The sequence below is a fragment of the Neorhizobium sp. DAR64872/K0K18 genome (genome assembly GCF_050500175.1).
In the GTDB taxonomy this organism is placed as follows: Bacteria; Pseudomonadota; Alphaproteobacteria; order Rhizobiales; family Rhizobiaceae; genus Neorhizobium; species Neorhizobium soli.
The window spans coordinates 193,955-218,556 of record NZ_CP191445.1 but is presented as its reverse complement, the minus strand read 5'-3'; the positions used below and the strand labels follow the sequence as shown (position 1 = coordinate 218,556).

Annotated in this window: 21 protein-coding genes; 4 read left to right on the top strand and 17 right to left on the bottom strand. The window is 60.6% G+C overall.

The features are described 5' to 3' along the window. Positions 1–10: 10 nt before the first annotated feature. A complete protein-coding gene (locus tag ACQY1P_RS01010; RefSeq protein ID WP_430253516.1) occupies positions 11–1,123 on the top strand; it encodes an efflux RND transporter periplasmic adaptor subunit in 1,113 nt (370 codons plus the stop codon). A gap of 30 nt (positions 1,124–1,153) precedes the next feature. After that, positions 1,154–4,282 (top strand): efflux RND transporter permease subunit, encoded by a 3,129-nt coding sequence (locus ACQY1P_RS01005; RefSeq protein ID WP_430253514.1) that lies wholly within the window; start codon positions 1,154–1,156, stop codon positions 4,280–4,282. Between the two features lie 272 nt (positions 4,283–4,554). Here the strand turns inward: ACQY1P_RS01005 and ACQY1P_RS01000 are convergent, their stop codons facing one another. From ACQY1P_RS01000 to ACQY1P_RS00945, 12 genes are all read right to left on the bottom strand, one after another. Further along, positions 4,555–5,436, bottom strand: coding sequence for a LysR family transcriptional regulator (locus ACQY1P_RS01000; RefSeq protein ID WP_113166346.1), 882 nt, complete (start codon positions 5,434–5,436; stop codon positions 4,555–4,557). 30 nt (positions 5,437–5,466) lie between these two features. Then, positions 5,467–6,225, bottom strand: coding sequence for an amino acid ABC transporter ATP-binding protein (locus ACQY1P_RS00995; protein ID WP_274598281.1), 759 nt, complete (start codon positions 6,223–6,225; stop codon positions 5,467–5,469). Continuing rightward, the gene (locus ACQY1P_RS00990) at positions 6,222–6,911 is read right to left on the bottom strand and encodes an amino acid ABC transporter permease (RefSeq protein ID WP_192087430.1); all 690 of its coding nucleotides are present in this window, start codon (positions 6,909–6,911) and stop codon (positions 6,222–6,224) included. Before ACQY1P_RS00990 ends, ACQY1P_RS00995 begins: the two co-directional genes overlap by 4 nt. Next, positions 6,904–7,596, bottom strand: coding sequence for an amino acid ABC transporter permease (locus ACQY1P_RS00985; protein ID WP_430253512.1), 693 nt, complete (start codon positions 7,594–7,596; stop codon positions 6,904–6,906). The genes ACQY1P_RS00990 and ACQY1P_RS00985 overlap by 8 nt, the downstream gene beginning before the upstream one ends. 66 nt (positions 7,597–7,662) lie before the next feature. Then, positions 7,663–8,487 carry an ABC transporter substrate-binding protein gene (locus ACQY1P_RS00980; RefSeq protein WP_430253510.1) on the bottom strand — a complete coding sequence of 275 codons (825 nt, stop codon included), beginning with the start codon at positions 8,485–8,487 and terminating at the stop codon, positions 7,663–7,665. Positions 8,488–8,545: 58 nt separating this feature from the next. Then, positions 8,546–9,751 (bottom strand): aminotransferase class I/II-fold pyridoxal phosphate-dependent enzyme, encoded by a 1,206-nt coding sequence (locus ACQY1P_RS00975; protein WP_430253508.1) that lies wholly within the window; start codon positions 9,749–9,751, stop codon positions 8,546–8,548. Continuing rightward, complete coding sequence (locus ACQY1P_RS00970) at positions 9,748–10,428, bottom strand: RraA family protein (protein ID WP_430253506.1); 681 nt, start codon at positions 10,426–10,428, stop codon at positions 9,748–9,750. The genes ACQY1P_RS00975 and ACQY1P_RS00970 overlap by 4 nt, the downstream gene beginning before the upstream one ends. Before the next feature lie 528 nt (positions 10,429–10,956). Then, a complete protein-coding gene (locus ACQY1P_RS00965; RefSeq protein WP_430253504.1) occupies positions 10,957–11,667 on the bottom strand; it encodes a ribonuclease activity regulator RraA in 711 nt (236 codons plus the stop codon). A gap of 20 nt (positions 11,668–11,687) precedes the next feature. Next, positions 11,688–13,424: an L-arabinonate dehydratase gene (gene araD, locus ACQY1P_RS00960; RefSeq protein ID WP_430253502.1), complete on the bottom strand. Its 1,737-nt coding sequence runs from the start codon at positions 13,422–13,424 to the stop codon at positions 11,688–11,690. A 48-nt stretch (positions 13,425–13,472) separates the two neighbouring features. Further along, the gene (locus ACQY1P_RS00955; protein WP_430253500.1) at positions 13,473–14,972 is read right to left on the bottom strand and encodes a tripartite tricarboxylate transporter permease; all 1,500 of its coding nucleotides are present in this window, start codon (positions 14,970–14,972) and stop codon (positions 13,473–13,475) included. 51 nt (positions 14,973–15,023) lie between these two features. Continuing rightward, on the bottom strand, positions 15,024–15,503 hold the full coding sequence (locus ACQY1P_RS00950) for a tripartite tricarboxylate transporter TctB family protein (RefSeq protein ID WP_430253498.1): 480 nt from the start codon (positions 15,501–15,503) through the stop codon (positions 15,024–15,026). A gap of 62 nt (positions 15,504–15,565) precedes the next feature. After that, entirely contained in the window at positions 15,566–16,546 is a 981-nt protein-coding gene (locus tag ACQY1P_RS00945) for a Bug family tripartite tricarboxylate transporter substrate binding protein (RefSeq protein WP_092662788.1), read from the bottom strand. A 240-nt stretch (positions 16,547–16,786) separates the two neighbouring features. On the opposite strand from ACQY1P_RS00945, the gene ACQY1P_RS00940 reads away from it, so the two are divergent. After that, the gene (locus ACQY1P_RS00940; protein ID WP_430253496.1) at positions 16,787–17,812 is read left to right on the top strand and encodes a LacI family DNA-binding transcriptional regulator; all 1,026 of its coding nucleotides are present in this window, start codon (positions 16,787–16,789) and stop codon (positions 17,810–17,812) included. Positions 17,813–17,815: 3 nt separating this feature from the next. On the opposite strand, the gene ACQY1P_RS00935 is transcribed toward ACQY1P_RS00940, so the two are convergent. Beyond that, positions 17,816–18,976, bottom strand: coding sequence for an L-talarate/galactarate dehydratase (locus ACQY1P_RS00935; protein WP_430253494.1), 1,161 nt, complete (start codon positions 18,974–18,976; stop codon positions 17,816–17,818). Positions 18,977–19,103: 127 nt separating this feature from the next. Here ACQY1P_RS00935 and ACQY1P_RS00930 point away from each other — a divergent pair, with 127 nt between their 5' ends. Further along, positions 19,104–20,003, top strand: a complete 900-nt coding sequence (locus tag ACQY1P_RS00930) for a LysR family transcriptional regulator (protein ID WP_430253492.1) — start codon at positions 19,104–19,106, stop codon at positions 20,001–20,003. A gap of 209 nt (positions 20,004–20,212) precedes the next feature. On the opposite strand, the gene ACQY1P_RS00925 is transcribed toward ACQY1P_RS00930, so the two are convergent. The 4 genes from ACQY1P_RS00925 to ACQY1P_RS00910 are packed head-to-tail and all read right to left on the bottom strand — an operon-like array spanning position 20,213 to position 24,586. Then, positions 20,213–21,094: a dihydrodipicolinate synthase family protein gene (locus tag ACQY1P_RS00925; RefSeq protein WP_184655886.1), complete on the bottom strand. Its 882-nt coding sequence runs from the start codon at positions 21,092–21,094 to the stop codon at positions 20,213–20,215. Between the two features lie 15 nt (positions 21,095–21,109). Continuing rightward, complete coding sequence (locus tag ACQY1P_RS00920; protein ID WP_430253491.1) at positions 21,110–22,735, bottom strand: ABC transporter ATP-binding protein; 1,626 nt, start codon at positions 22,733–22,735, stop codon at positions 21,110–21,112. Then, positions 22,728–23,657 carry an ABC transporter permease gene (locus ACQY1P_RS00915; RefSeq protein WP_430253489.1) on the bottom strand — a complete coding sequence of 310 codons (930 nt, stop codon included), beginning with the start codon at positions 23,655–23,657 and terminating at the stop codon, positions 22,728–22,730. The genes ACQY1P_RS00920 and ACQY1P_RS00915 overlap by 8 nt, the downstream gene beginning before the upstream one ends. Positions 23,658–23,671: 14 nt before the next feature. Beyond that, positions 23,672–24,586, bottom strand: coding sequence for an ABC transporter permease (locus ACQY1P_RS00910; RefSeq protein WP_092663432.1), 915 nt, complete (start codon positions 24,584–24,586; stop codon positions 23,672–23,674). Positions 24,587–24,602: the final 16 nt, after the last annotated feature.

Here is a 24,602-nt window from a genome sequence, read left to right as displayed (position 1 = left end):
GGATCTTTCCATGAAACATGCACTGTTGCCCCTGGTGGCCGCAGCTCTGCTGATTGGCTGGGTCGGGCAGACCTGCGCCCAGGCCGAGAAGCGGAAAGTCATGGTCGAGGCACCTACCCTCGTCGAGGTGACGCTGTACCTGGAGACGACAGGAACGTTCCGCGCGGTCAACCAGGTTGACCTCGTCGCCCGAGTCTCCGGTACGCTCGAGAAAGTGAACTTCAATGACGGCGACACCGTGCGAAAAGGTGACGTCGTCTTTCTCATAGAGCCCGAACCCTATCGCATCAGCCTCGCAGCTGCCGAGGCAGAACTGCGTCAGCAACAGGCCAACCTGCAACAGGCCGTCTCAAACGCGGCCCGGCAGGAAGGACTTTCTGCCAAGCAGGTCGTATCACAAAGCGCAAATGAATCGGCCGTGGCACAGCGACTGGCAGCCGAGGCACAGGTCGAAGCAGCCAAGACCAAGGTGCGAAGTGCTGACATTAACCTCAGCTACACGGAAGTGAAGGCGCCCTTCGCCGGTATCCTATCCGCACGCGCGGCCGATCTCGGCGCCTTTATCAATCCCGCATCGGCTCCGAAGCTCGCATCGCTGGTCGTACCGGACCCGCTCCACGTAATCTTTTCGGCCGATGAGCGGCAGGTAATCGCCATTCGCCGCGCGATGGCTGAGCGCCATATAGACCTGAGGAGCCTCGGGGCGATCCGAGTTGAAGCCGGTCTTCAGGGTGACGCGACCTACCCTTACAGTGGATATCTCGACTACATCGCCCCCGAGCTGGACAGCGCGACTGGAACCATGACCCTTCGCGGCGTCATTGCCAACACGCAACGCCTGCTATCGCCGGGCATGTTTGCCCGCGTCCGAGTCCCGATCGTCACGCGCAAGGCATTGACCGTGCCGGAAGCCGCGATCGGCAATTCCCAGTTGGGCCGAACGCTTCAAATCGTCGATGCCGAAGGCAGGGTCGCAACCGTCAAGGTCGCGCTCGGAGAAAAAACCGCCGGTGGCCGACGGGAAGTTGTCCACGGCGTAAGGGAGGGCGACCGCGTGATCGTCAAGGGCGGGGCTGGGTTGCGTGCCAGAGAAGTCGTCGAAGTCGTGACGGCACTCGATTGATCTGCTTACAGAAACAGGGAATGCCCCAGGATGGCCAGGTTCTTTATCGATAGACCGGTGCTTGCGAACGTGATCGCGCTCCTGACCGTCATACTCGGTCTGGTGGCGCTGGTCGGCCTGCCTGTCGCACAATATCCGAATGTCGTACCGCCCTCGGTGCAGGTGACGGCACGCTATCCCGGCGCCAACGCCGAGACGATCGTCCAGGATGTGGCATTGCCGATCGAGCAAAAGGTCAATGGAGTTGAGGGCATGCTCTACATGCAATCGACCTCCACCAGTGACGGCACCTACGCACTCACCGTGACCTTTGCGATCGGCACCGATCCCGACGCGGCGCAGATCCTGGTGCAGAACCGTGTGGCGAGTGCGACGCCTTCCCTTCCGGATGCCGTACAGGCACAAGGCGTGCAGACGGCCAAGCGCTCGACGGCTATTCTGGCGATTGTAGCACTCACCTCCGACAACCCGGATCATGACAGCCTGTTCATGACCAATTATGCAACCATCAACCTGATCGATCAGATCGCTCGCATCCCCGGCGTCGGTAGTGTTTCGGTTTTCGGCGCCGGCAACTATGCGGTGCGCATCTGGATGGATCCGGACCTGATGGCGGCACGCGGTCTCATGCCGTCAGATGTGAACAACGCGATCCGTCAGCAAAGCCGCACATCGTCCGCCGGCCAGCTTGGCCTTCCACCAGTGCCGGAGGGACGCGATTTCCAGTACACGCTGAAGCTCGACTCCAAGCTCGCCAATGTAGCGGCCTTCGAAGACATCGTCCTGCGCGCAAATGACAATGGTGATCTTGTGCGCCTGCGCGACGTGGCACGGGTAGAGCTGGGTGCTCAGCAATACAGCCAGGATTTCAGTCTCGATGGAAAGCCGGCGGCAGGCCTCGCACTCTTTCTGTTGCCCGAGGCCAATGCGCTCGACGTCGTAGCGGCGGTCAAGGCAAAACTGGAGGTCATGTCGACCGACTTCCCCGAAGGGCTTCGCCACTCCGTGCCGTTCGACACGACGCTGTTCGTCAAGGCCGCCATCGATGATGTCTACCACACCCTGGTGGAAGCCGCGTTCCTCGTGCTGGTTGTCATCCTCATCTTCCTGCAGGATTGGCGCGCGATGCTGGTGCCTGCCACCACGGTGCCTGTCACCATCATCGGCGCCTTCGGCGCATTGGCCTTGTTCGGTTTCTCCATCAATCTTTCCACCCTGTTCGCCATCATCCTTGCCATCGGCATCGTGGTTGACGATGCAATCATCGTGGTCGAGGCCGCTGCTCGCCATCTCGATGATGGAAAAACGCCAAGGGAGGCGGCGGCGCTTGCCATGGACGAGTTGATGGGCCCGATCATCGGCATCACACTTGTGCTGCTTGCCGTGTTCCTCCCGGCCTCCTTTCTGCCTGGCCTCAGTGGCGAAATGTATCGCCAGTTCTCGCTGGTCATTGCCGCCACGGCCCTGATCAGCGCGGTCAACGCCGTGACCCTGAAGCCGACCCAATGCGCCCTATGGCTGAAACCACATGCCCTGAAGCCGCGCAAGAACATCGTCTACCGCGGTTTCAACGCAAGTTACGACGCCGTCGAACGGGTCTATGCAGTGCTGGTGAGGATCATGGCCCGTTTCAGTGTGACAGTCTCGCTGGTGGCACTGCTGTTGGTCGCGCTCTCGCTCTCCCTGCTGACACAGGTGCCGACGGCCTTCCTGCCGATCGAGGATCAGGGGTATTTTCTGGTATCTGTCCAGTTGCCCGAGGGCGCGTCGCTCGAGCGCACCCGCCGCGCAATCGAAAACCTACGCGGGCGGGTCGAGAAGCTGGATGCCGTTGAAACGGCGGTCGCAATCAGCGGCATTTCCGCCCTCAACAACAATGCCAGCATTTCCAACGCGGGTGTCCTCTACTTGATCCTCAAGGACTGGAGCCTTCGACAACAGGGAGATGACCTGTTGTCGCTCTACACATCCCTGCGGAGCCTGACTGCCGATCTCCCGGACGGACAGGCGCTCGTGCTTCCGCCGCCTCCGATCCAGGGTATCGGCAACGCGGCGGGCTTCACCATGCAGGTAGAGGCCCGTGACGGCGCCTTCGACTATGCGGCTTTGGAAGAAGTGGCGGCCAGCATCGCCCGTGCAGCAGGGTCTGATCCGACATTCCGCGAAGCCTTCAGTCCGTTCCGTGCCGACGCCCCCCAATTTGCCGTCTCGATTGACCGAAGCAAGGCTCAGCGCGCCGAGATCGATGTCGGCGGGGCCTACGACGCTGTCAGCCAGTACATCGGATCGTCCTATTCCGGCCAGATCAACCTCTTCGGCCGCATTTTCCAGGTTTACCTGCAGGCAGACGCCTCGAGGCGCGCCGAAGTCGCCGACCTGGAGCGGATCAGGCTGCGCGGCGCCTCCGGCCAGATGGTGCCCCTGGGTTCGATCGGAGATGTGAAGCTGGCCACCGGGCCTGCGCTGATCAGCCTCTACAATCTCTATCCATCCGCTCAAATCATCGGCTCGCAGGCGCAAGGCTATTCGACCGGCCAGGCGCTCGATGCACTCGACGGGATCGCAAAGTCGCTGCTGCCTCACAGTTTCGAACGGGAATGGACGGCTGTGTCCTACCAGGAACGAGAACTCGGCGGACAGATTTATCTGGTCTACGGCCTGAGCCTGCTTCTAGTCTATTTCGTTCTGGCTGGCCAATATGAGAGCTGGTACGCACCAATCAGCGTCATCGCGACCGTCCCGCTCGCGCTGATCGGAACGGCTACGACGCTGCTGTCGCTCAATGCCGCCGTCAACCTCTACACGCAGATCGGTCTGGTGTTGCTGGTGGCACTGTCGGCCAAAAACGCGATCCTGATCGTTGAAACCGCGCGGCATCTGCGGCTGCATGACGGCGCAGAGACCGTGGATGCGGCCATAAGGGCTGCGATCACGCGGCTTCGACCGATCCTGATGACGTCGATCGCCTTCATCCTCGGCGTCGTGCCGCTCGTGCTGCAGACCGGGCCGGGAGCGAGCGCGCAAAAGTCGATCGGGCTCGCGGTTCTGACCGGCATGATGGGCTCAACCTGCCTGACCGTCGTTTTCGTACCGTCGCTCTTCGTCGTCATGCAGAGAATGGAAGAGCGCTTCAAACGTCGCGTTCCAGTTTCAAGCTAACTCCGGTGCTCGTTGCGCTTAGGACAAAGTCACATACTGAATTCGCCTTTGACTATTTTTAGCGACGACAGAAGACAAACGACCGGAAGCCCTCCACCGGTACGGCGAAGAACTAAAGATCACCCCTTCTGAATGCCAGAATGTGGAAGGAATGCTTGAATGCCCGGCCCTGATAGCACCAAGGTTTAGAAAATGGCCGGTTCGACGGGAGACGGACCTTGGCCTAAGCAATCGTAAGAGAAGCATGTTAGCCCTCGTACGCACGAGCGTTTTCAGAAATCGGCCACCTCGCGAATGATGGTCATTACTTCGTCTATCAAGCGTGGCGCATGGTCGCGCTTGTAGAACGCGAAATACTGGACCGGCGGCAGCTTTGGCCAGACATCGACGATCTTCAGTTCTCCGGCGCTGAGCATTGGGGTAAAGTAGTTTTTCGGCAGGTGGCTGAGACCCAGGCCATAGGTCGTCAGCTTGGCGACCATCCCGAGGCTGTTGCATGACAGGACCTTCTGGATGTTGAAGCCGTTTTCGGCAAACCAGTCGCGGTAGAGCAACGTCAGAGCGGAATTGTCCGGCTGACCGATGAATGGCAGTTCCGAAACATCCTGGGCTGAAAGCGTGCCCTCCTTCACGACGAAGCCCGGTGCCGCCATCCAGACATTCTCGACTTGGCCGATCTGGCGCGATTCGATTGTCGGGCTGGAAAACGGACCGGGCATCAAGGCGATGTCAATCTCGTTGCGGTCAAGCCGTTCATACAGCCGAACGCCGCCGTCGATTTCCGGCTCGATCTTCACCTTCGGGAAATGCGTCCTGACCGACTGTATCAATGCGGGAAGCCAGGTGAGGCCAATAATGTCCGTCGCACCGATCCGCAGGCGTCCGTCGAACTGAGAGACGTCCGTCAGCGTCTTGGTGATGCGCTCGTGCAGCGCCATCATCTCCTGCGCCTGCGTCAAAAGCCGCTCGCCGATTTGCGTCAGATGCAGCGATTTTCCGTCCCGGTGAAAAAGACGGGTACCGACGCTGCTTTCCAGTTCGCCCACGCGCTTGGCAATCGTCGACTGGGTGAGGATCAGGCGCTTGGACGCCTCGGTGAAGCTTCCGCAGGCAGCCGTTGCGCAGAAGGCTTCAAGCTGCTTCAGAGTATACACGCCGCGGCCTCCCCGGTTCAGACGGGCTGCCTAGTGTTGCCCCTTTATGTCGGAGAGGAAGCGCTGTACCCGTGGATGTTCGCGATTATTAAAGAACATCTCGGGTGTCGTATCAACGACGGTCCGACCCTGGTCCATGAAAATCACGCGATCGCCGACATCTCTTGCGAAACCCATTTCGTGCGTGACACAGACCATAGTCATGCCTTCGCTTGCAAGCGACTTCATCACCGCCAGCACCTCGCCGACCATTTCCGGATCGAGCGCACTTGTTGGTTCGTCAAACAGGATTACCGGAGGGCGAAGCGCCAAAGCACGAGCAATGGCGACGCGCTGCTGTTGTCCGCCTGACAGAAAGCCGGGGAAGCTTCCCGCCTTTTCGGAGAGCCCGACGCGGTCGAGAAGCTTACGAGCGAACTCCTCCGCCTCGGCGCGCGGCCGCTTCTGGATCTTGATCGGCGCGAAGGTAATGTTGTCCAGAACGCTCATATGCGGGAAGAGGTTAAACTGCTGGAAAACGAAGCCCACGCGCTGGCGCAACTGGTTGAGATCCGTCTTTGGGCCATGGACGTCCACCCCGTCGAGGAGAATGCGTCCATCCTGGATCGGCTCCAGACTGTTGATCGTGCGTATCAGCGTCGACTTGCCTGAACCCGAGGGACCACAGACCACGACAACCTGGCCTTTCGGTATCTGGAAAGAAACGTCGGTCAGCACTTGATGAGTGCCGTACCATTTGTTGACCTTGTCGAACGAGACCATGGCAGTGCTGATATCGATGTCGCTCATGCGAGGCCTCTCCTGCGGCGGATGGATGTTTCAAGCGCCGTCAGCCCGCGGGTGAGCAGGAAGCAGACGATGAAGTAAGTAATAGCGAGAATGGTGAAGACTTGCAGCGGCTTCGTCAGAAGCAGACCGTTCACCTGGTTGGCCGCAAAGGTCAGTTCGTTGACAGCGATGACATAGCCGAGCGACGTTTCCTTGATGGTGGAGATGAACTGGCTGGTCATGCTTGGCAATACGTTGAACAGCGCCTGAGGCAGCACAATGCTGCGGATAGTCAGGCCATAGCCCGCTCCCAGCGATCGGGATGCCTCGAACTGCCCCTTGGGAAGAGCAGCGATCCCCGAACGCACGACCTCGGACAGATAGGCGGCTTCGTAGATGGTTAGCGCGCAGACCATGGTCCAAAATCCGCTGGCCGCATAACCGGTCGCGATCGGAATGACGAAGTAGCACCAGAAAATGAGCATCAACAGTGGGATGCCGCGCACGATGTTGACGACGAATGCGCTCATCAGGCGCAGCCAGCGGAAGGCTGACAGGCGTGACAGTGCCAGGCCGATGGCGAGCGGGAAGGACAGGAGAATGCTGATGACCGCCACAATCAGCGTCATCGCTAGACCGCCGAGCGGCCCGTTCGGATACTGCCCGACCAGGAAGCTCAGCCAGTACTCGCGGATGATATCAAGCATGGGAAGCGTCCTTCTCACCGATGCGGGTCCGCTTTTCCAGCCACGAGCCGAAAGCCATGATCAACAGGGTTCCGATAAGGTAGAGGAGGGTGGCAATACCGAAGACGGTGAATGTCTTGAAGGTCAGGTTTTCGATCTCGCGCGTCTTGTACGTGAGTTCGGCCACGCCAATAGCCATGGCGACGCTGGTGTTTTTGAACAGCAGCAGGGCGCGTCCGACGAGCGGCGGCAGCGAAATGCGCAATGCCTGTGGTACGACGATGTAGCGCATGGTCTGCATGTAGCTGCAGCCGAGCGACCGTGCCGCCTCGAATTGGGTGTGCGGAATGGCGCGGAGGCCGCTTCGAATGTCCTCGGCGAGATAGGCGGAATTGCCGAGTGCCAGCGCAATGGCTGCGAAACAAAATTCGGCATTGTGGTCGTAGAGCCAGTAGCGCAGGCCCTCCGGCAACAATTCCGGCATGCCGAAATACCAGAACATGACCTGCACGAGCAGCGGCACATTGCGATGATAGGCGACAAACGCATCAACGATCCATCGGCAGGTCGCGATCTCGGTTGCTCTGACCAGCACGAGTGCGAGCCCAATGGTGAAAGCCATCAACCAGCACACCGCAAACAGCAGGATGGTGGTCTTCAGCCCCCAAAGCAGTTGCTGGATCTGATCAGCCGTAAGTAGGTCCATTCTCGCCTCACGCAAAGCCAGGTCGCGTTCCTTGCCAAAGGAGCGCAACCTGCCGGTTGACCTCGATTATTCGGCGGCGATCGGGCCGATGGTGAAGGAGCGCTTCAGCTTGTAGTCCGTCGCGTCGCCGAACCACTTGTCGTAGATCTTTTGTCCCTCGCCAGAGGATTCGGCCTCGTCGAGGGCGCTGTTCACTGCCTTCAGGAGGCCGAGTTCACCCTTCTTGATCCCGAGACCCCATGGCTCATCGACAACGGCCTTGTCGAGGATGCGGGTCGGCGAACCGTCCGGGCTCTGGTTGACGAGGCGTACCAGCACCAGTTCCGAAGCGAACTGCGCATCGACCTTGCGTTGCTGCAGCGACAGGAAGGCGGCCGGGCTATCGGCGTAGCCGATGACGCGGGCATTCGGCAGGCGCTCCTGGATCACCCTTTCGGAGCTGGACCCCTTGGTTGCGCCGATCCTCTTTTCGGCGAGATCCTCGATTGTTTTGATGTCGCTGTCTGCTCGTACCAGAAGCTTCTGCGGCGTCGTGTAGTAGCGATGGCTGAACTCGATTTGTTCGGCGCGATCCTTCGACCAGCCGAGGTTGGCGGCAACGATATCCACGCGACCGCTCTGCAGTTCCGGGATGCGGGCTGCGACGGCGAGTAGCTTGTACTCGACCTTTACCCCCAGCTTGTCGGCGACATACTTGCAGACGTCGACGTCGTAGCCGACCAGCGTGCGTGTCGCGTTGTCCTGAAAGCTGAACGGCTGCGAGGTGCCAAGCGTCCCGCACACCATCGTTCCGCGTGCTTTGATGTCTTCGAGTTGGTCCGCCTTCGCGGCAACTGCCGAAAAAGCAATGGGCAGAGCGATCGCAAGGCTGGCAAGAATTTTCATTGTCATTATTCCCTCTCTTTTTATTTTTAGAGCCGACTTTTTGGGCCGGGTGGTTGGTCTTTCGTCATTCAGACAGTGCAGAGCACACCGCCCTGATAGCTTCACACCCCTCGCGCACGTCGTCGATGGCAGAGGCGAAGGAGAGGCGAAATGTGCCGGGCACGCCGTAGGAGCCCCCGTCGAGCAGAGCAACCCCGGTTTCCTTTAGAATATACTGAACAAGTTCGGCATCGCTGTTGATCACGGTGCCGTCGGGTGCGGTCTTGCCGATCAACGCCGTACAATCCGGAAAGATATAGAAGCCGCCATCTGGCGAGACGGCTTGAAGGCCAGGCGCGGTCGATAGAATTGCCAGAGCGGCATCGCGACGCTTTTGGAACGAAGTCGCGAAAGCGGCGACGCAGTCCTGCGGGCCGGTCAATGCTGCGAGAGCGGCGGCCTGGCTGATCGAGCAGGCCCCCGATGTGCTCTGCGACTGGACCACGGCCATCGCCTTGATCAGATCCTTCGGACCTGCGCCGTAGCCGATGCGCCATCCAGTCATGGCATAGGCTTTGGAAACCCCGTTCACCACCAGGATGCGCTCGGCGAGATCCGGGGCCACCTGGAGAATGTGCGGCGCAGGGCGGCCGTTGAAGGTGAGCCGCGCATAGATATCATCGGTCATCACCCAGACATTCGGGTTGGCGCGCAGGACCTCTGCCAAGGCCAGCAGTTCCGCCTCGTCGTAGACGGCACCCGACGGATTGCTCGGGGCATTCATCATCAGCCACTTCGTCTTGGGCGTGATTGCTCTCGCCAGGGCTTGCGGATCGATCTTGTACCGGCGGGTTGCATCGGTCGACAGGACAACGGGCGTGCCGCCGGCAAGTTCGACCATGTCCGGATAGGAGACCCAGTAAGGGGCCGGGATGATGACCTCGTCACCGGTCTCCAGCGATGACATCAGCGCATTGTAGAGAACCTGCTTGGCACCGGTGCTGACGATAATCTGGTCGACGGGGTAGCTGACGCCAGTGTCGAGGATCAGGCGATCGGCGACTGCCTGGCGGAGCGGCATCGTTCCCTGCGACAGCGGATACCTGGTCTCACCACATTCCATGGCCTCGACCGCAGCCCTACGGATATGGGCCGGGGTATCAAAATCGGGCTCGCCGATCGTCAGGTCGATAATGCGACGTCCCTCTTCGCGCAGGCGATTGAGGACAATGCGGGCGGCGACGCTGGGCGACAGCTTCACCTGCCGCATCCGCTGAGCAACAATGGTCATGCGTAGTCCTCGGCAAGCTTTGCAAGTGCCGGGACAAGCCACGGCTTTTGATAGGTCCCGGCGGCAATCATTGTCATCCGTTTCTGTTCGCTGGCCTCCGTCGCTTGGGCCATCGCCAGCACCTCGGCTGCATGGCTTGCCGGTATGGACAGCAGACCATCCAGATCGCCTATGATCACGTCACCTGCCTGCACCACGAGACCACCGACTGCGACTGGAACATTCAACTCGCCGGGGCCGTCCTTGAACGGGCCGCGATGAGAAAGTCCGCGCGCAAAGCACGGGAATTTCTCGCGCTCGAATGCTTCCGCGTCGCGAACCATGCCATCGATGACAAAGCCGGCAATTCCGCGCGCCTGCGCCTGCTTCAGCATCAGTTCTCCGACTAGAGCATTGGCTGTGCAGCCGCCACCGTCCACGACGATGATATCGCCCGGCTGCGCGGAGGCGATTGCCTGGTGAATGAGGAGATTGTCACCAGGGCGTGTTTTTACCGTCAGCGCTGTGCCCGCCATGCGCTGATTTGTACCGTGGATGGCAGTGAGTTCTCGGGAGCCGTAGAGACGACCCATGCAATCACTCGCCTGAGCCACGCCGATACTAAGAAAGGCGTCGATGACGTTGCGGGGTACGGGAGCGCCTGTGCGCTCCAGCATTCTGAATCCGATTTTGGTCAAAGCATCCTCGTCTTGTTGAGAATGCCAAGGAACTAATTTCCTGAAAGATCGTCAAACGATATGATTTCGCGAATAAGCACGAAGGAAATTCGCGCAGACGAGCATGAGACGTAATGAAGATGGATTTTCAAGAGTTATGCCATGCAGACGACTGATGTTGCGACGTCGGAGCAGTTACGGGGTAACGGTTCATGTAATTCCTCTGAACGCAGTTGCGCTGCAGGCTTTCCTAAAGACGTTACCCTGTTTTGGCGTGTGGCCGGCCATACCCACCCTTGGTGGGGTCCGAACCTACTCGCATCTGGTCTACAACTTGTCCTGTAGAACTTCCTGCTGACCGGACAAGGCTAGCCCTTCGCTGCTTTCTAACACCGGATGAGCGCTTCTTGTTGGTTGCAATTTGAAACTCACACACCCACGGATCACGTATCCTCACAACGAAATATCCTGGAAATCCTGGATAGCTCCGCAAGCGCCTTCTCCAGAGGTCTTGGCCTACCGTCACCCTGGACCCCGACCTCCATCCCCTCACCGACCATTCGCCTTTCTCCATTCGGCGAAGATCGACAAATTGTTCTCGTCCGTGGCGGGATACAGGCCGATGATCGTGTGGCCGGCCTTGACCCGTTCGGCGACAAAATCCTCGTAGGCCGTCATCTCGACCGCCTCGTCTGCGATGTCATCGGCGATTTCCAGCGGGATGATGATGACACTGTCGTCGTCGCCGACCACGATATCGCCCGGGAATACGGCGACGTCGCCGCAGCCGATCGGCACGTTGATGTCGATCGCTTCGTGCAGGGTGAGGTTTGTCGGGCTGGAGGGTCGGTGATGATAGGCGGGGATGTCCAGTTCGCCGATTACCATCGCGTCACGAAAGCCGCCATCGGTCACGACCCCTGCCCCGCCGCGCACCATCAGCCGGGTGATCAGGATATCGCCGGCCGACGCTGCACGGGCGTCCTTTCGGCTGTCCATCACAAGCACGTGGCCCTGCGGGCAGGTCTCGATCGCGTGGCGCTGCGGATGCTGAGGGTTGCGAAACACCGTCATCGGATTGCGGTCCTCGCGCGCCGGCATGTAGCGTAACGTGAAGGCGGGCCCGACCATATTTCGACCCTTCGGCTTAACCGGCCGCACGTCCTGAATTGTCTGGTTCCTGAGGCCACGCTTGTAGAGCGCCGAGCAGAGCGTCGCGACGGAGACGCCAATCAGTTTGTCACGGGTTGCGGGGTTCATAGTCTCTCCTTGATGCTTGCTCAATTGATCGCCGGCTCGGTCACCTTGGCGCCGAAGTCCGTCTTCAGGAAGTCGAAGTCGCAGCCCTTGTCGGCCTGCTCGATATGTTTGGTGAACATGAAGCCGTAGCCCCGTTCATAGCGCGGTTCCGGCGCCACCCAGGCGGCGCGACGAGCGTCGAGCTCGTCGCCGGAGACCAGCATGTTGAGGCTGCGCTCCGGAATATCGAGTTCCACCATGTCACCGGTTTTCAGCAGTGCCAGCGGACCGCCGACAAAGGCTTCAGGCGAAGCATGCAACACGCAGGCGCCGAAACTCGTGCCCGACATGCGGGCATCGGAAATGCGGACCATATCGCGCAGTCCAAGCTTCAGAAGCGCCTTCGGCATCGGGATCATGCCCCATTCCGGCATGCCCGGCCCGCCTTGAGGCCCGGCATTGCGCAGGACCAGCACGGTTTCCGGCGTCAGCGGATAATCCGGGTCGTCGATGATCGTCTTCAGTTCGGCATAGCTGTCCGCCACCAGTGCCGGGCCACGGTGCTTGTGGAATTTCGGATCGCAGGCGGCGGGCTTGATCACCGCTCCATCCGGGCAAAGGTTGCCCTTCAGCACGGCGAGAGACCCTTCATGATAGACCGGATTGTCGAGCGGCCGAATGACGTCCTCGTTGTAGATCTTCACCTGATCCAGCCCTTCGGTCAGCGGCAGGCCGGTGACGGTGATCGCCGTCGGATCGAGCTTGTCGCCCAGTTGCTTCATCAGTGCCCTCAGGCCGCCGGCATAAAAGAAGTCTTCCATCAGATAGGTGCTGCCGGATGGGCGGATATTGGCAATGACGGGCGTGGTGCGGCCGATCCGGTCAAGGTCGTCGAGTTCGAGCGGAATGCCGGCCCGGCGCGCCATGGCGATCAGGTGAATGATCGCATTGGTCGAACACCCCGTCGCCATCGCGATCGTCACGGCATTGTTCACGGCAGCCGGCGTGATCACCTTGTCCGGCGTCAGATCCTCCCACACCATCTCGACGATGCGACGCCCGCAGGTGGCCGACATGCGCTGGTGGTTGGCATCTGCAGCCGGAATGGAAGAGGCGTTCGGCAGCGTCAGCCCCATGCCTTCGGCAATCGCCGTCATCGTGGAGGCCGTGCCCATCGTCATGCAGTGCCCATAGCTTCGGGCGATACCGCCCTCGATCCCCTGCCATTCCTCCTTGGAAATCGTGCCTGCCCGTCGCTCGTCCCAGTATTTGAACCCGTCCGTGCCGGAGCCCAGCGCCTTGCCGGCATAATTGCCGCGCAGCATCGGTCCGGCCGGCAGATAGATAAAGGGAACGCCCATCGATACCGCGCCCATCACCAGGCCGGGCGTGGTCTTGTCACAGCCACCCATCAGCACGGCGCCGTCGACGGGGTGCGAGCGGAGTAGCTCTTCCGTCTCCATGGCCAGCATGTTGCGATAAAGCATCGTGGTCGGCTTGACGAAATTTTCAGACAGCGACAGCGCAGGCAGCTCCATCGGGAAACCGCCCGCCTGCAGCACGCCGCGCTTTACCCATTCCACACGCTCGCGAAAATGCATGTGGCAGGGCTGCGCATCCGACCAGGTGTTAATGATCGCGATGATCGGCCGGCCTTCCCAGTCCTCCGGGGCATAGCCCATCTGCATCGTTCGCGACCGATGTCCGAACGACCGCTGGTCATCGGGCATCATCCAGCGCGCCGAGCGTAGTTCTTCGTAAGTCTTCCTGCCTGCCATTCCAAACTCCCGTGCCGCGAGGGCACTCTCCAAGATCAAGATGATCGCTTATTCGGTAAACGCCTCTTCGCGTTTGCGGCTGATGCTCGGCGCCAGAACGAGCGCGAGAACGGCGACGGCGAAGATCAGCAGCGACAGGCTGAGCGGGCTGCGCACGAAGATCGACGGATCGCCCTGGCTGATCAGCATCGCGCGACGCAGGTTTTCCTCCAGCATCGGTCCGAGAATGAAACCGAGAAGCAGCGGCGCCGGCTCGAAGCGCATCTTGCTGAGCGCGAAACCGATGACGGTGAAGCCTGCCATGACGAAGACGTCGAACACGCTGTTGTTGATGCTGTAGGCGCCGATGCAGCAGAAGCCGATGATGGCCGGAAACAGCAAATGATAGGGGACCGTCAGCATCCGCACCCAGAGCCCGATCAGGGGCAGGTTGAGGATCACAAGCATCAGATTGCCCGACCACATCGAGACGATCATGCCCCAGAACAGTTCCGGCTCGTCGGAGATCACGTTCGGGCCGGGTGTAATGCCCTGGATGATCATTGCGCCCACCATCAGCGCCATCACCGGGTTGCCGGGAATGCCGAGCGTCAACATGGGGATGAACGAGGTTTGCGCGCCGGCATTGTTGGCCGCTTCCGGCGCAGCCACACCCTCGATCGCCCCTTTGCCGAATTCGGCGCGGTTCGGAGAGATCCGTTTTTCCACCGCGTAAGAGGCAAACGACGCAAGCATCGCCCCGCCACCCGGCAGCACGCCAAGGAAGGAGCCGAGTGCCGTGCCGCGCAGGACCGGCGCGATGATGCGCTTGAAATCCTCCTTGGTCAGCATCAGGCCGGTTACCTTCTTGATGCCTACCGAGCGTTCCTGCTCGCTTTCCAGATTGCGCAGGATTTCGCAGATGCCGAATATACCCATGCTGACGGCGACGAAATTCAGTCCGTCATAGAGTTCCGGAATGTCGAAGACATAGCGCGGCGTTCCGCTCTCGACGTCTGTCCCGACCGTGCCGAGGATAAGTCCGAACACGATCATCGCGAATGCCTTGAGCAGCGATCCGCTGGCAAGCGCCACGGACGCGACGAGGCCGAGAACCATCAGCGAGAAATATTCCGCCGGCCCGAAATTGAGGGCGACTGCGGCAAGCGGCGGTGCTGCGACCGCAAGCAGGATCGTCGCGACCGTGCCGGCGAAGAAGGATCCGAGAGCTGCGGTCGCAAGCGCTGCTCCGGCGCGACCGTTTCGGGCCATTTGGTAACCGTCGATCGCGGTGACGACGGACGAGCTTTCGCCCGGAAGGTTGATGAGCACCGCCGTCGTCGAGCCGCCATACTGGGCGCCGTAGAAAATACCGGCGAGCATAATGAGGGCGGATTCGGGCGGCAGTCCGAAGGTGATCGGCAAAAGCATGGCGATCGTGGCCGTTGGCCCGAGCCCGGGCAGCACGCCGATTGCGGTGCCCAAGAGACAGCCGACAAACCCATAGAACAGGTTCATCGGCATGAAGGCGGTCGAGGCGCCGAGCCAGAGGTTAGAAAAGAGATCCATATGCAATCCAATCCGGTTTCGTCGGCTGCCCTAAGGCATCAGATGCGAGCGTCAGATGAGTTCGCCGATGAAGGGAACCCATGGGCCGAAGGCGCTGACAGGAAGCGAAAGGAGTTTTGTGAAAAGCAGAGAGGAACAGACCGCGAGAAACAGCCCCAGCAGGATCGAGTGCCGCCAGTTTGCGTATCGGCTTGCGGTCGCGACCCCGACGATCATGAGGGACATCGTAGGCGCAAGACCAAGGCCCGAGAGCAACAGGCCGAAGCCGACCGGCGCCGCAATCACCAGGGCATAGGCCTTCCAGTTCCAGACCTCCGGCTCGCTCGCCTCGACGCCGACCATCAGTGCCTGCACGATGATCAGCCCACCGATCCCGATCAGGAGCAGGCTCAGCATGATCGGGAAATAGCCGGGGCCCATCTGAAACGAGGTGCCGACTGCGAGCTCGCGGCCGAACCAGATGAACAGAAGTCCGGCGCAAATCATCGTCACGCCGCCGACGAAGTCGCGGCCGTTTCTAATTTTCAGCATGGCTTGATACTCAGGTGTGAAAGATGTGCCGGCCGGAGACTAGACCCGGCCGGCAGATTGTCTCACTGCAGCGGCACGTTGGCGGCCTTGATGACTTCGGCCCACTTCGCCGTTTCCTTGTCGATGAAGGCCTGGAACTCGGCCGACGTATTGCCGACAGGTGTCACGCCCATCGCTTCGAGCTTTGCCTTCATCGCGGGATCGGCAACGATCGCCTGCACTTCCTTGCTGAGCTTTTCGACGATTTCCGGCGGCGTGCCGGGAGGAGCAAAGAGCCCGTGCCAGGAGGTCGCCTCAAAGCCTGGGATGACGCTTGCCATGGTCGGCACGTCAGCGAGCAGATTGGCCTTTTCCAGGCTGGTGACGGCCAGCGCCTTCACCTTGCCGGCCTTTACCTGCTGGGCGGCAGTGGGAATATTGTCGAACATCATATCCACATGTCCGGCGACAACGTCCAGGATGGCCTGGCTGCTACCCTTGTAGGGGACATGCGTGATCTTGATGCCGGTCTTTGTCGCGAGCAGCTCACCTGCAAGGTGAATCGATGTGCCGACACCTGACGAAGCGTAGGTATGTTTGCCCGGCTCCGTTTTCAGGAACGCGACGAGTTCCTCGACAGTGTTCGCCTTGATCTTGTCCGGGTTGACGACGAGCACGTTCGGCAGGCTGGCGATCAGCGAAATCGGCGCAAAGCCCTTTTCCCGGTCGTAAGGGAGGTTTTTGTAAAGTGTCTGGTTGATCGCGTTCGAGCTGACTGTGCCCATGCCGATCGTGTAGCCATCCGGCTTGGAGCGGGCGAGATCGCCAAGGCCGATATTGCCGCCGGCGCCTGGCTTGTTCTCAACAATGAAACGCTGGCCCAACCGCTTGTCGAGTTCTTCCGCGACGAGGCGGCCGAATGTGTCGGTATTGCCGCCGGCCGCAAAGGGAACGACGACGGTCACGGTCTTGGTCGGATAGTCCTGCGCACGGCCAGCCGTCATGCCGACTGCTGAAATCACGGCCGTAGCGGCCGCCAACGTCATGAAACGCTTGAGGTTCATAGTACTTCCTCCACTTATCCGGCATCTAGCCGGTCCCATTTAACCACTCTTCGAAACCCTCCTCCCGAAGAAATGGTAGCGCTTTCATTCTATCGCCAAAATCCACGACCGCAACCTCCAAGGCAAATTTTTAAAGTTCTTTAAATCAATGCTTTGTGCTTCTAGCAGCAGGATTTTCTCCACGCCCACTTGATTAGTTCTGAAATGAAAGCGTAACTCATTTTGACGGGGACACTCACGATGACAGACGATTTCAATATCAAGCGCATGACGAGCAACAGCCCGGTGACACTTGCCGATATCGCGAAGCTCGCAGGGGTCTCGCCTGTCACCGTGTCGCGTGCTATCAACACGCCCGCTCTGGTCAAACCGCGGACGCTGGAGGCGATCGAGAAAGTCATTGCGAGGACGGGCTATGTGCCCAATCTTCTCGCGGGCGGCCTCGCCTCCCGAAGGACAAGGCTCATCGCCGCGATCGTTCCCTCTGTTGCCAGCACCATCTTTGCCGAAACAATCGAGGGCCTCAATGCCGAACTGGTCTCTGCCGGTTATCAGCTGCTGCTCGGCCTTTCCGGCTATGAGCCAGCGCGCGAACTGGAACTGACCCGCGCCATTCTTGCCCGCCGGCCCGATGGCGTGATCCTTACCGGCATCACACATCTCAAGGAAACCCGCGCGATGCTGACGGGCGCCGGCCTGCCAATCGTCGAGATCTGGGATTCGACACCTTCGCCACTCGATACCGCCGTCGGGTTTTCGCATGCCGCCGTCGGTGCACTGGTTGCCGACCATCTTCTCATCCGGGGATATGACCGTTACGCACAGGTTGGCGCCAACGATCCGCGCGCCGTCCAGCGCCGCGACGGTTTCGTCAGCCGCCTGAGAGGCGTCGCCGATGTCGAACTGCCGGACCTGGAAATGAATTCGCCCTCCACCTTCCGCGACGGAAGGCTGGCGATGGCACAACTTCTCGATCGCGGAAAGGGAACTCTCGGGGTATTCTGCTCGTCGGACGTGGTTGCCCATGGAGCACTGGCGGAAGCTTACGCCCGCGGATGCCGCATGCCGGACGAACTTGCCATCGTCGGGTTCGGTGATTTCGACTTTGCGCCTCACACCCACCCGCCGCTGACCACCGTGCGCATCGATCGCCGCGATATCGGAACCAAAGCAGCCCAGTCGATCCTTAGAAAAATTGCTGGCGACAAGAATGTGGAAGCGATGATCAATATCGATTTCCACATCGTCGTCCGAGGAACCGCCTGAGCCTCAGGCCCGCTTGCCGAACTCCGCCGTGCCGCGTGTCCAGTGGGCAGCCTGTTCCGAAAGCGTGATCCCGAGGCCCGGACGGTTTGGTACCAGCATGCGCCCATCTCGGATCTCGAGCCGTTCGTTGAACAGCGGATCGAGCCAGTCGAAATGCTCTACCCACGGCTCCAGCTCATAGGCTGCGGCAAGATGCAGGTGAATTTCCATAGCGAAATGCGGGGCGAGCTGGAGTTTTTTCGCCTCCGCCAGCGCGCAGATCTTCAGAAACGGCGTGATGCCACCCACTCTCGGGGCGTCCGGCTGGATGAAATCGACCGAATTGTTCTGGATCAGCGCCACATGCTCCAGCACACTCGTCAGCATCTCACCGGTCGCGATGGGCGTATCAAGCTGGGCTGCAAGTGCCGCATGCCCCTCGACGTCATAGGCATCCAGCGGCTCCTCGATCCAGGTCAGGTGATAGGGCTCCATCAGGCGGCCGAAGCGCATGGCGGTCGGGCGGTCCCATTGCTGGTTGGCATCGACCATCATCGCCGCCCGCTCGCCGATACGCTCGTGCACGGCCGCCACACGTTTCAGATCGTTCGCCATATCCGGCTGGCCGACCTTGATCTTGATACCGCCGATACCCGCCGCGATCGACTGCTCGACATTCTCGAGAACCTCCTCGATCGGAGAAGAGAGAAATCCACCGGACGTATTGTAACACTGCACGCTATCGCGATGCGCACCCAGCAGCTTTGCGAGGGGCAGCCCGGCGCGCTTGGCCTTAAGGTCCCACAGCGCCACGTCGAAGGCCGCGATCGCCTGCACCGCAAGCCCGCTGCGCCCAACCGATGCCCCCGCCCAGCACAGCTTATTCCACAGCTTGCCTATATCGTTCGGATCCTCGCCGATCAGCACATTGGCGATTTCCTTGGCATGCTCGTACTGGCCAGGACCTCCGGCGCGCTTGGAATAGCTGAAGCCTATACCGGAATGGCCATGCTTCGTCTCGATCTCGGCAAACAGGAACGCCACTTCGGTGAGCGGGCGTTGCCGCCCGGTCAGCACCTTCGCGTCGCTGATCGGCGTCTTCAGCGGCAGGAAGACCGAAGACAGCTTGATCCAGGCAATGCTATCCGCCTCAACAACGGCTTGCGATACAGTCTTCTTTTCCATTTGCGCGTCCATGTCTCCGAACCCTCCTGTCCTGCGCCCGCAAGGAGCGTCCTTCTTGACGAATACGCGTCCGATCAATTTAAGTCCAAACCGAAGATTGTTGCTCAGCGATACAGGAATTGAATAGATGCTCGATATGGTTCAGGTGAAATCCTTCGTCGCCGTCGCGTCGGAACTCAATTTCAGCCGCGCCGCGAGGCAGTTGAACATGACCCAGCCGCCACTCAGCCGGCAGATCAGATTGCTGGAACAGCAACTCGACGTGACGCTCTTCGAGCGCAACAGCCGGCGCGTCACGCTGACCCCGGCGGGCCTCGCGTTTCTAGCCGAAGCGCAAAAGCTTCTGGCACAAGGCGATGCAGCGATAACGGCAACACGCCGCGCCGCCCGCGGCAGCGCCGGCTCCATCCGGATCGCTTTCGTCGGCGCCGCAACCTACGGCTTTCTGCCGCACTTCATATCAGCCGCCCGGACGCTTACGCCGCAGATCGAACTCGACCTGGTACAGATGGAAACGGCCGAACAGTTGCAGGCGATCAATCGCGGCGATGTCGACCTCGGCTTCTCCCGCCCGCTTTCCGGCGCGCATCAACTGCAGAGCCTGTGCGTTGTGCAGGAGCCGATGATGCTTGCCATCCCGCGGGCTCACCCGCTGGCGTCGAGGCGAAGGCCCCCGCTCGAGACGCTGAACGGCGAACCGATCATCATGTTCTCACCCCAGGCCCGCTATCTACACGAAAAGCTCGCCGCATTGATGACCGACAACAACATCACGCCCCACATCGTCCAGAGCATGACGCATTCACAGGCCATCCTGTCGCTGGTCAGCGCCGGCATCGGCCTCGCCATCGTCCCCGCGGCAACCCGCCACGCATGCTTCGACAACGTCGTCTTCCGCCCGCTCGACCTCAGGCAAGAATGCATCGCGGAACTGCATGCCATATGGAGCAGCGAAAACCGCAATCCCCTATTGCCGGAGATTCGCGCTCTTGTTGGAAGCTCCGCAGTGCGTGATCTCTCCAGCTAGATCTGCAGAGGCAGCCGGCGCTCGATTTGGGGAGCATGCCTCGCCAATCCAGTCCTCGGACGAGTCTTGGATCGTTAATCGGGCCTCGTGCTGCCTGACTCCACTCTTCATGGCCGAGTGCCCCAGAATAGCTGAGCGCAGCATCAGGCGTCAGCGCTGCATGACTGCAGCACGGTTCCGGTCCGGACCTTCAATATCTCAGTCGTTGCTTACAGCAGTCCGAACGTCTTCAGCGTTTCGCCGATGCGGGCGTCCTGATCCGCATTCGGCAGCAGTGCCGGCTGGCGGCTGGCGCCGACGGAGGGGTCCTGCAGGTAGAGCGCGCGCTTGACCATGGCCGGCGGGAAGCCGTGGGCGTAGAGATCGGTGCGGAAAGCGGTGTAGATGTCCTGCTGACGTTCGGCTTCTGCGATATCGCCTGAATTGAATCCGCCGACGATGCCGGCCAAGGCGTCAGGCATAGCGTTTCCGAGACCGGAAATGCAGCCCGCAGCGCCGTTCTGCAGCGCCCAGAGCACCAGATGGTCGGGACCGGAATAGACTTCGAAACCGTCGACGTCCTTGGAGACCTGAAGATAGGCGGCGAGCGTTTCCTGCGCGCCACCGGAATCCTTGATGCCCGCGATATTACCGTGGGTCGCCAGTTTGCGGGCGGTTTCCGGCTCGATATGGTTCTGGGTACGGGCGGGAATGTCATAGAGATAGACCGGGGTGTCGACCGCATCAGCGACCGTCGAGAAGTGGCGGACCAAGCCATCCTGCGTGCAGGCGATGAAGAACGGCGTGATGACGGCGATGCCGGTCACGCCGATCCGGTCGAATTCCCTAGCAAGCTGCAGCGTCTCGAATGTCGCGGGCATGCCGGCATTGACGATGACATCGACCTTGCCGCCGACTTCATCGACCACTTCCTCGAGCAGTTTGATCTTTTCGCCGTGGGTCAGCGCCGAAAAATCGCCGTTGGTGCCGGCGCACATGATGTTGTTGCCGGCCGCGACCTGGCGGCGCACCTGAGCGCGCGTGGCCTCGTAATTGATGGTCTCGTCGTCGTTGAAGCATGTCACGATCGCGACGAAGGCTTTCTTGGTCATTATTCTACTCCGGGATCAAATCTGGGAAACGCGTGCGAGGCGCGCATTGCGGTTTGCGGCCTGCACATCCGGATCCGGATCGAGGCTCGCGGCAAGAAGCGCCTGCGTATAGGGCATTTGCGGATTGTCGAAGACCTGCGCGACAGTGCCGAACTCGACGACCTCGCCCTTCTGCATGACCATCACGTAATCGGCGAAATCGCGCACCAGCGGCAGGTCGTGGGCGATGAAAATAAAGGCGATGCCCATCTTCTTGCGCAACCCGTCGAGCAGCCGGATCACCTGCGCCTGGACAGACACGTCGAGCGCCGACACGGCCTCGTCGCAGACGATCAGTTGCGGCTCGAGTGCAAGGGCGCGGGCAATGGCGATGCGCTGGCGCTGACCGCCGGAAAACTGGTGCGGATAGCGCCCCATATGCTCAGGCGACAGGCCGACCTGATCGAGCAGTTCGGCGGCACGCTCCCGCCATTTGGCTTTGGGCAGGATTTCCGGGTGGATGACCCAGGCCTCGGAGATCAGCTGATAGACCGTCATGCGCGGATTGAGCGACTGCGTCGGGTCCTGAAAGACCATCTGCAGATCGCGGCGCAGCTTGAACAGGTCGCCCGGCGACATCGTGAAGAGGTCCTTGCCCTTCCAGCGCGCAGTGCCGCCATCTGGCTCTTCGAGGCGCAACAGGACGCGGGCAAGCGTCGATTTTCCCGACCCGCTTTCGCCAACGACGGCGACGGTTTCACCGGGCTTCAGCTCGAAGGACACGCCCTTGAGCGCTTCGAATCCCCCATAGAACTTGCGGACATCCTTGACGCTGAGGATCGATGCGCCGTGTTCGTCCGGCTCGTGCATGTCGCCCTTGCCGGGGGCGGCGGCGATCAGCTTCTTGGTGTAGGCGTGCTGAGGGTTGCGGTAGACGTCGCGCACCGTGCCGCTTTCGACAAGCTGGCCCTTTTCCATGACGACGACGCGGTCGGCGACCTCAGAGACGACGCCGAGATCGTGGGTGATGATCAGAACACCCATTCCCGTTTCGCGCTGCAATTCCTTCAAAAGTGCCAGCACTTCCGCCTGCACGGTGACATCGAGCGCGGTGGTCGGCTCATCGGCAATCAGCAGGTCGGGTTTGAGCGCCAGCGCCATGGCGATCATGACGCGCTGACGCTGGCCGCCGGAAAACTCGTGCGGATATTTGTCGAGCGCAGCTTCAGGATCCGGCAGCGCCACGCGCTTGAAGAGACGCAAGGCTTCGGCCTGCGCCTGTGTGGTGCTGATGCCGTGGGTTTTTAGCGCCTCGCGCATCTGCCAGCCGACGCTATAGACCGGGTTGAGGTGGCTGAGCGGATCCTGAAAAATCATCGCGATGCGCCGGCCGTTGACCGCGCGGCGAGCCTCCCCCGACATTTTCAAGAGATTCTTGCCGTCGAGCAGGATCTCGCCGGACGTGATCTTGCCCGGCGGCATGTCGATCAGGTTCATGATCGCCGCCGACGATACCGATTTGCCAGAACCGCTTTCGCCGAGGATGGCGAGCGTTTCGCCACGGTCGAGATAGTAGGAAATGTTGCGCACGGCGTGGACGGTGCCGGACACGGTGTGAAAGTCGACGGAGAGATCGCGGACCTCGAGAAGATGATCAGCCATGTTTCGATCCTTTCATTTCCAGGCGCCAGCGCTGAACCGGGTCGAGCGCAATCCGCAGCCAGTTGGACAGAAGGTTGAGCGAAAGCGTGGTCAGAATGATTGCAAGACCGGGCCAGAAGGACAGCCACCAGGCATTGGTCAGGTATTGGCGCCCCTGGGCAATCATCAGGCCCCAGGTGATTTCCGGCGGCTGGATGCCGATGCCGAGGAAGGAAAGCGCGCTTTCCGCCAGCATCACATAGGCAAAATCGAGCGTGGCAAGCGTCATCAGCGTCGGAAAGACGACGGGCAGGATGTGTCGGAAGAGTATGCGCTTGGACGATGCGCCCATGACGCGGGCGGCCTGCACGAACATGCGGCTCTTAATTTCGAGAACTTCCGCTCGGGTGGTGCGCAGATAGACCGGGATACGGGTGATCGACAGGACCAGCATCAGGTTGAGGATCGATGAGCCGAGAATATAAAGCACGATCACCGCAACCAGCAGCGACGGGAAGGACATGATGACGTCGGCGATACGCATGATGATCTGGCTGGTCCGCTCCGACGCGAAGCCGGCGATCAGGCCAAGCAGCGTGCCGATGACAGCGGAGATCAGCACGGCGCCGGCCGCGACCATGATCGTGTTTTGCGTGGCGACAATGATGCGCGGCCAGAGCGGGCGACCCAGCGCATCGGCTCCGAGCCACATAAACCAGTCGCGGCTGAAATCGAACGGTGCCAGATTGCGGCCGCGAAGGTTCTGCTTGGTCGCGAGATCATCGAGAAGGGTCGGGCCGATGATCGCCATCACAATGACGAACACCAGAAATATCGCGGCGCAGAGCGCGAACTTGTCGGCCCACAGCATACGCGCCATGCGGACGAAGAAGCCCGGCTCGGCGGCGATGGTATTGTCGGGCGTGGGGGATGGGACGGCCATTGTCATGTCGATCCTCAGTAGCGGATGCGTGGATCAAGCAGAGCGTAGGCAAGATCGATCACGAGGTTCATGAGGAAGATGGCGAAAGCGGTGACAAGGATCGCCGCCAGCACGACGTTGAAGTCTCGCTGCAGGATGCTGTCGATCATGAGCTTGCCGACGCCCGGGAAACCGAAGATAGTTTCGACGATGACCGCGCCGTTGAGAAGGCTGGCAGCCTGATCGCCGATCACTGTTATGACCGGCAGCATGGCGTTGCGCAGGGCGTGGATAAAGATGATCGGCCCGGATTTGACGCCCTTGGCGCGAGCCGTCTTCACATAGGCCGAAGACAGCGCTGAAATCATCGAGCCGCGCACCACCTGCACGATGATACCGAATGGGCGCACGAACAGCACGCAGATCGGCAGGATCCAGTGCGAGAGCGTACCCGTGCCGGAGGTTGGCAGCCAGGACAGCTGGATGGCAAACACCACGATTGCGACGATCGCGAGCCAGAAATCCGGGACGGAAGCACCGATCAGCGACACCATCGAGGAAAACCGGTCGAAGAAGCCGCCAGTGCGAAACGCAGCAAGCGAGCCGACGACGATCGCCGCGATGGTGACCAGCGTCATGGTGATGACGGCAAGCCACAGCGTCCAAGTGAAGGCTTCGAGCACGACATCGAGCGCCGGGCGCGCCTTGCGCAGGCTTTCGCCGAGATCGCCGGTCACGACATTGCCGACATACTGGCCGAACTGCACGAGAAGCGGCTGATCGAGGCCGTGCAGTGCACGGAACTCGGCCTTCATTTCGGCCGATGCTTCGACGGGGAGAAAAAGGGAAGCCGGGTCGCCTGTCAGGCGCGACAGGAAGAACACCATGACCAGCAGCCCGACGAGCGAGATGAGGCTGGCAAAGGCGCGCTTGCGAACGAAAGTGAGCATGGTGACCTCGATCTTG

Coding starts and splice junctions, on each gene's coding strand:
- ACQY1P_RS00995 (WP_274598281.1), bottom strand. CDS start 6,225: ATGAGCGACATCGATATCAGCACTGCCATGGTCTCGTTCGACAAGGTC.
- ACQY1P_RS00980 (WP_430253510.1), bottom strand. CDS start 8,487: ATGACAATGAAAATTCTTGCCAGCCTTGCGATCGCTCTGCCCATTGCT.
- ACQY1P_RS00935 (WP_430253494.1), bottom strand. CDS start 18,976: ATGGAAAAGAAGACTGTATCGCAAGCCGTTGTTGAGGCGGATAGCATT.
- ACQY1P_RS00985 (WP_430253512.1), bottom strand. CDS start 7,596: ATGGACCTACTTACGGCTGATCAGATCCAGCAACTGCTTTGGGGGCTG.
- ACQY1P_RS00920 (WP_430253491.1), bottom strand. CDS start 22,735: ATGGCTGATCATCTTCTCGAGGTCCGCGATCTCTCCGTCGACTTTCAC.
- ACQY1P_RS01005 (WP_430253514.1), top strand. CDS start 1,154: ATGGCCAGGTTCTTTATCGATAGACCGGTGCTTGCGAACGTGATCGCG.
- ACQY1P_RS00940 (WP_430253496.1), top strand. CDS start 16,787: ATGACAGACGATTTCAATATCAAGCGCATGACGAGCAACAGCCCGGTG.
- ACQY1P_RS00990 (WP_192087430.1), bottom strand. CDS start 6,911: ATGCTTGATATCATCCGCGAGTACTGGCTGAGCTTCCTGGTCGGGCAG.
- ACQY1P_RS00930 (WP_430253492.1), top strand. CDS start 19,104: ATGCTCGATATGGTTCAGGTGAAATCCTTCGTCGCCGTCGCGTCGGAA.
- ACQY1P_RS00910 (WP_092663432.1), bottom strand. CDS start 24,586: ATGCTCACTTTCGTTCGCAAGCGCGCCTTTGCCAGCCTCATCTCGCTC.
- ACQY1P_RS00925 (WP_184655886.1), bottom strand. CDS start 21,094: ATGACCAAGAAAGCCTTCGTCGCGATCGTGACATGCTTCAACGACGAC.
- ACQY1P_RS00965 (WP_430253504.1), bottom strand. CDS start 11,667: ATGAACCCCGCAACCCGTGACAAACTGATTGGCGTCTCCGTCGCGACG.
- araD (WP_430253502.1), bottom strand. CDS start 13,424: ATGGCAGGCAGGAAGACTTACGAAGAACTACGCTCGGCGCGCTGGATG.
- ACQY1P_RS00945 (WP_092662788.1), bottom strand. CDS start 16,546: ATGAACCTCAAGCGTTTCATGACGTTGGCGGCCGCTACGGCCGTGATT.
- ACQY1P_RS00915 (WP_430253489.1), bottom strand. CDS start 23,657: ATGGCCGTCCCATCCCCCACGCCCGACAATACCATCGCCGCCGAGCCG.
- ACQY1P_RS00950 (WP_430253498.1), bottom strand. CDS start 15,503: ATGCTGAAAATTAGAAACGGCCGCGACTTCGTCGGCGGCGTGACGATG.
- ACQY1P_RS00955 (WP_430253500.1), bottom strand. CDS start 14,972: ATGGATCTCTTTTCTAACCTCTGGCTCGGCGCCTCGACCGCCTTCATG.
- ACQY1P_RS00975 (WP_430253508.1), bottom strand. CDS start 9,751: ATGACCATTGTTGCTCAGCGGATGCGGCAGGTGAAGCTGTCGCCCAGC.
- ACQY1P_RS01010 (WP_430253516.1), top strand. CDS start 11: ATGAAACATGCACTGTTGCCCCTGGTGGCCGCAGCTCTGCTGATTGGC.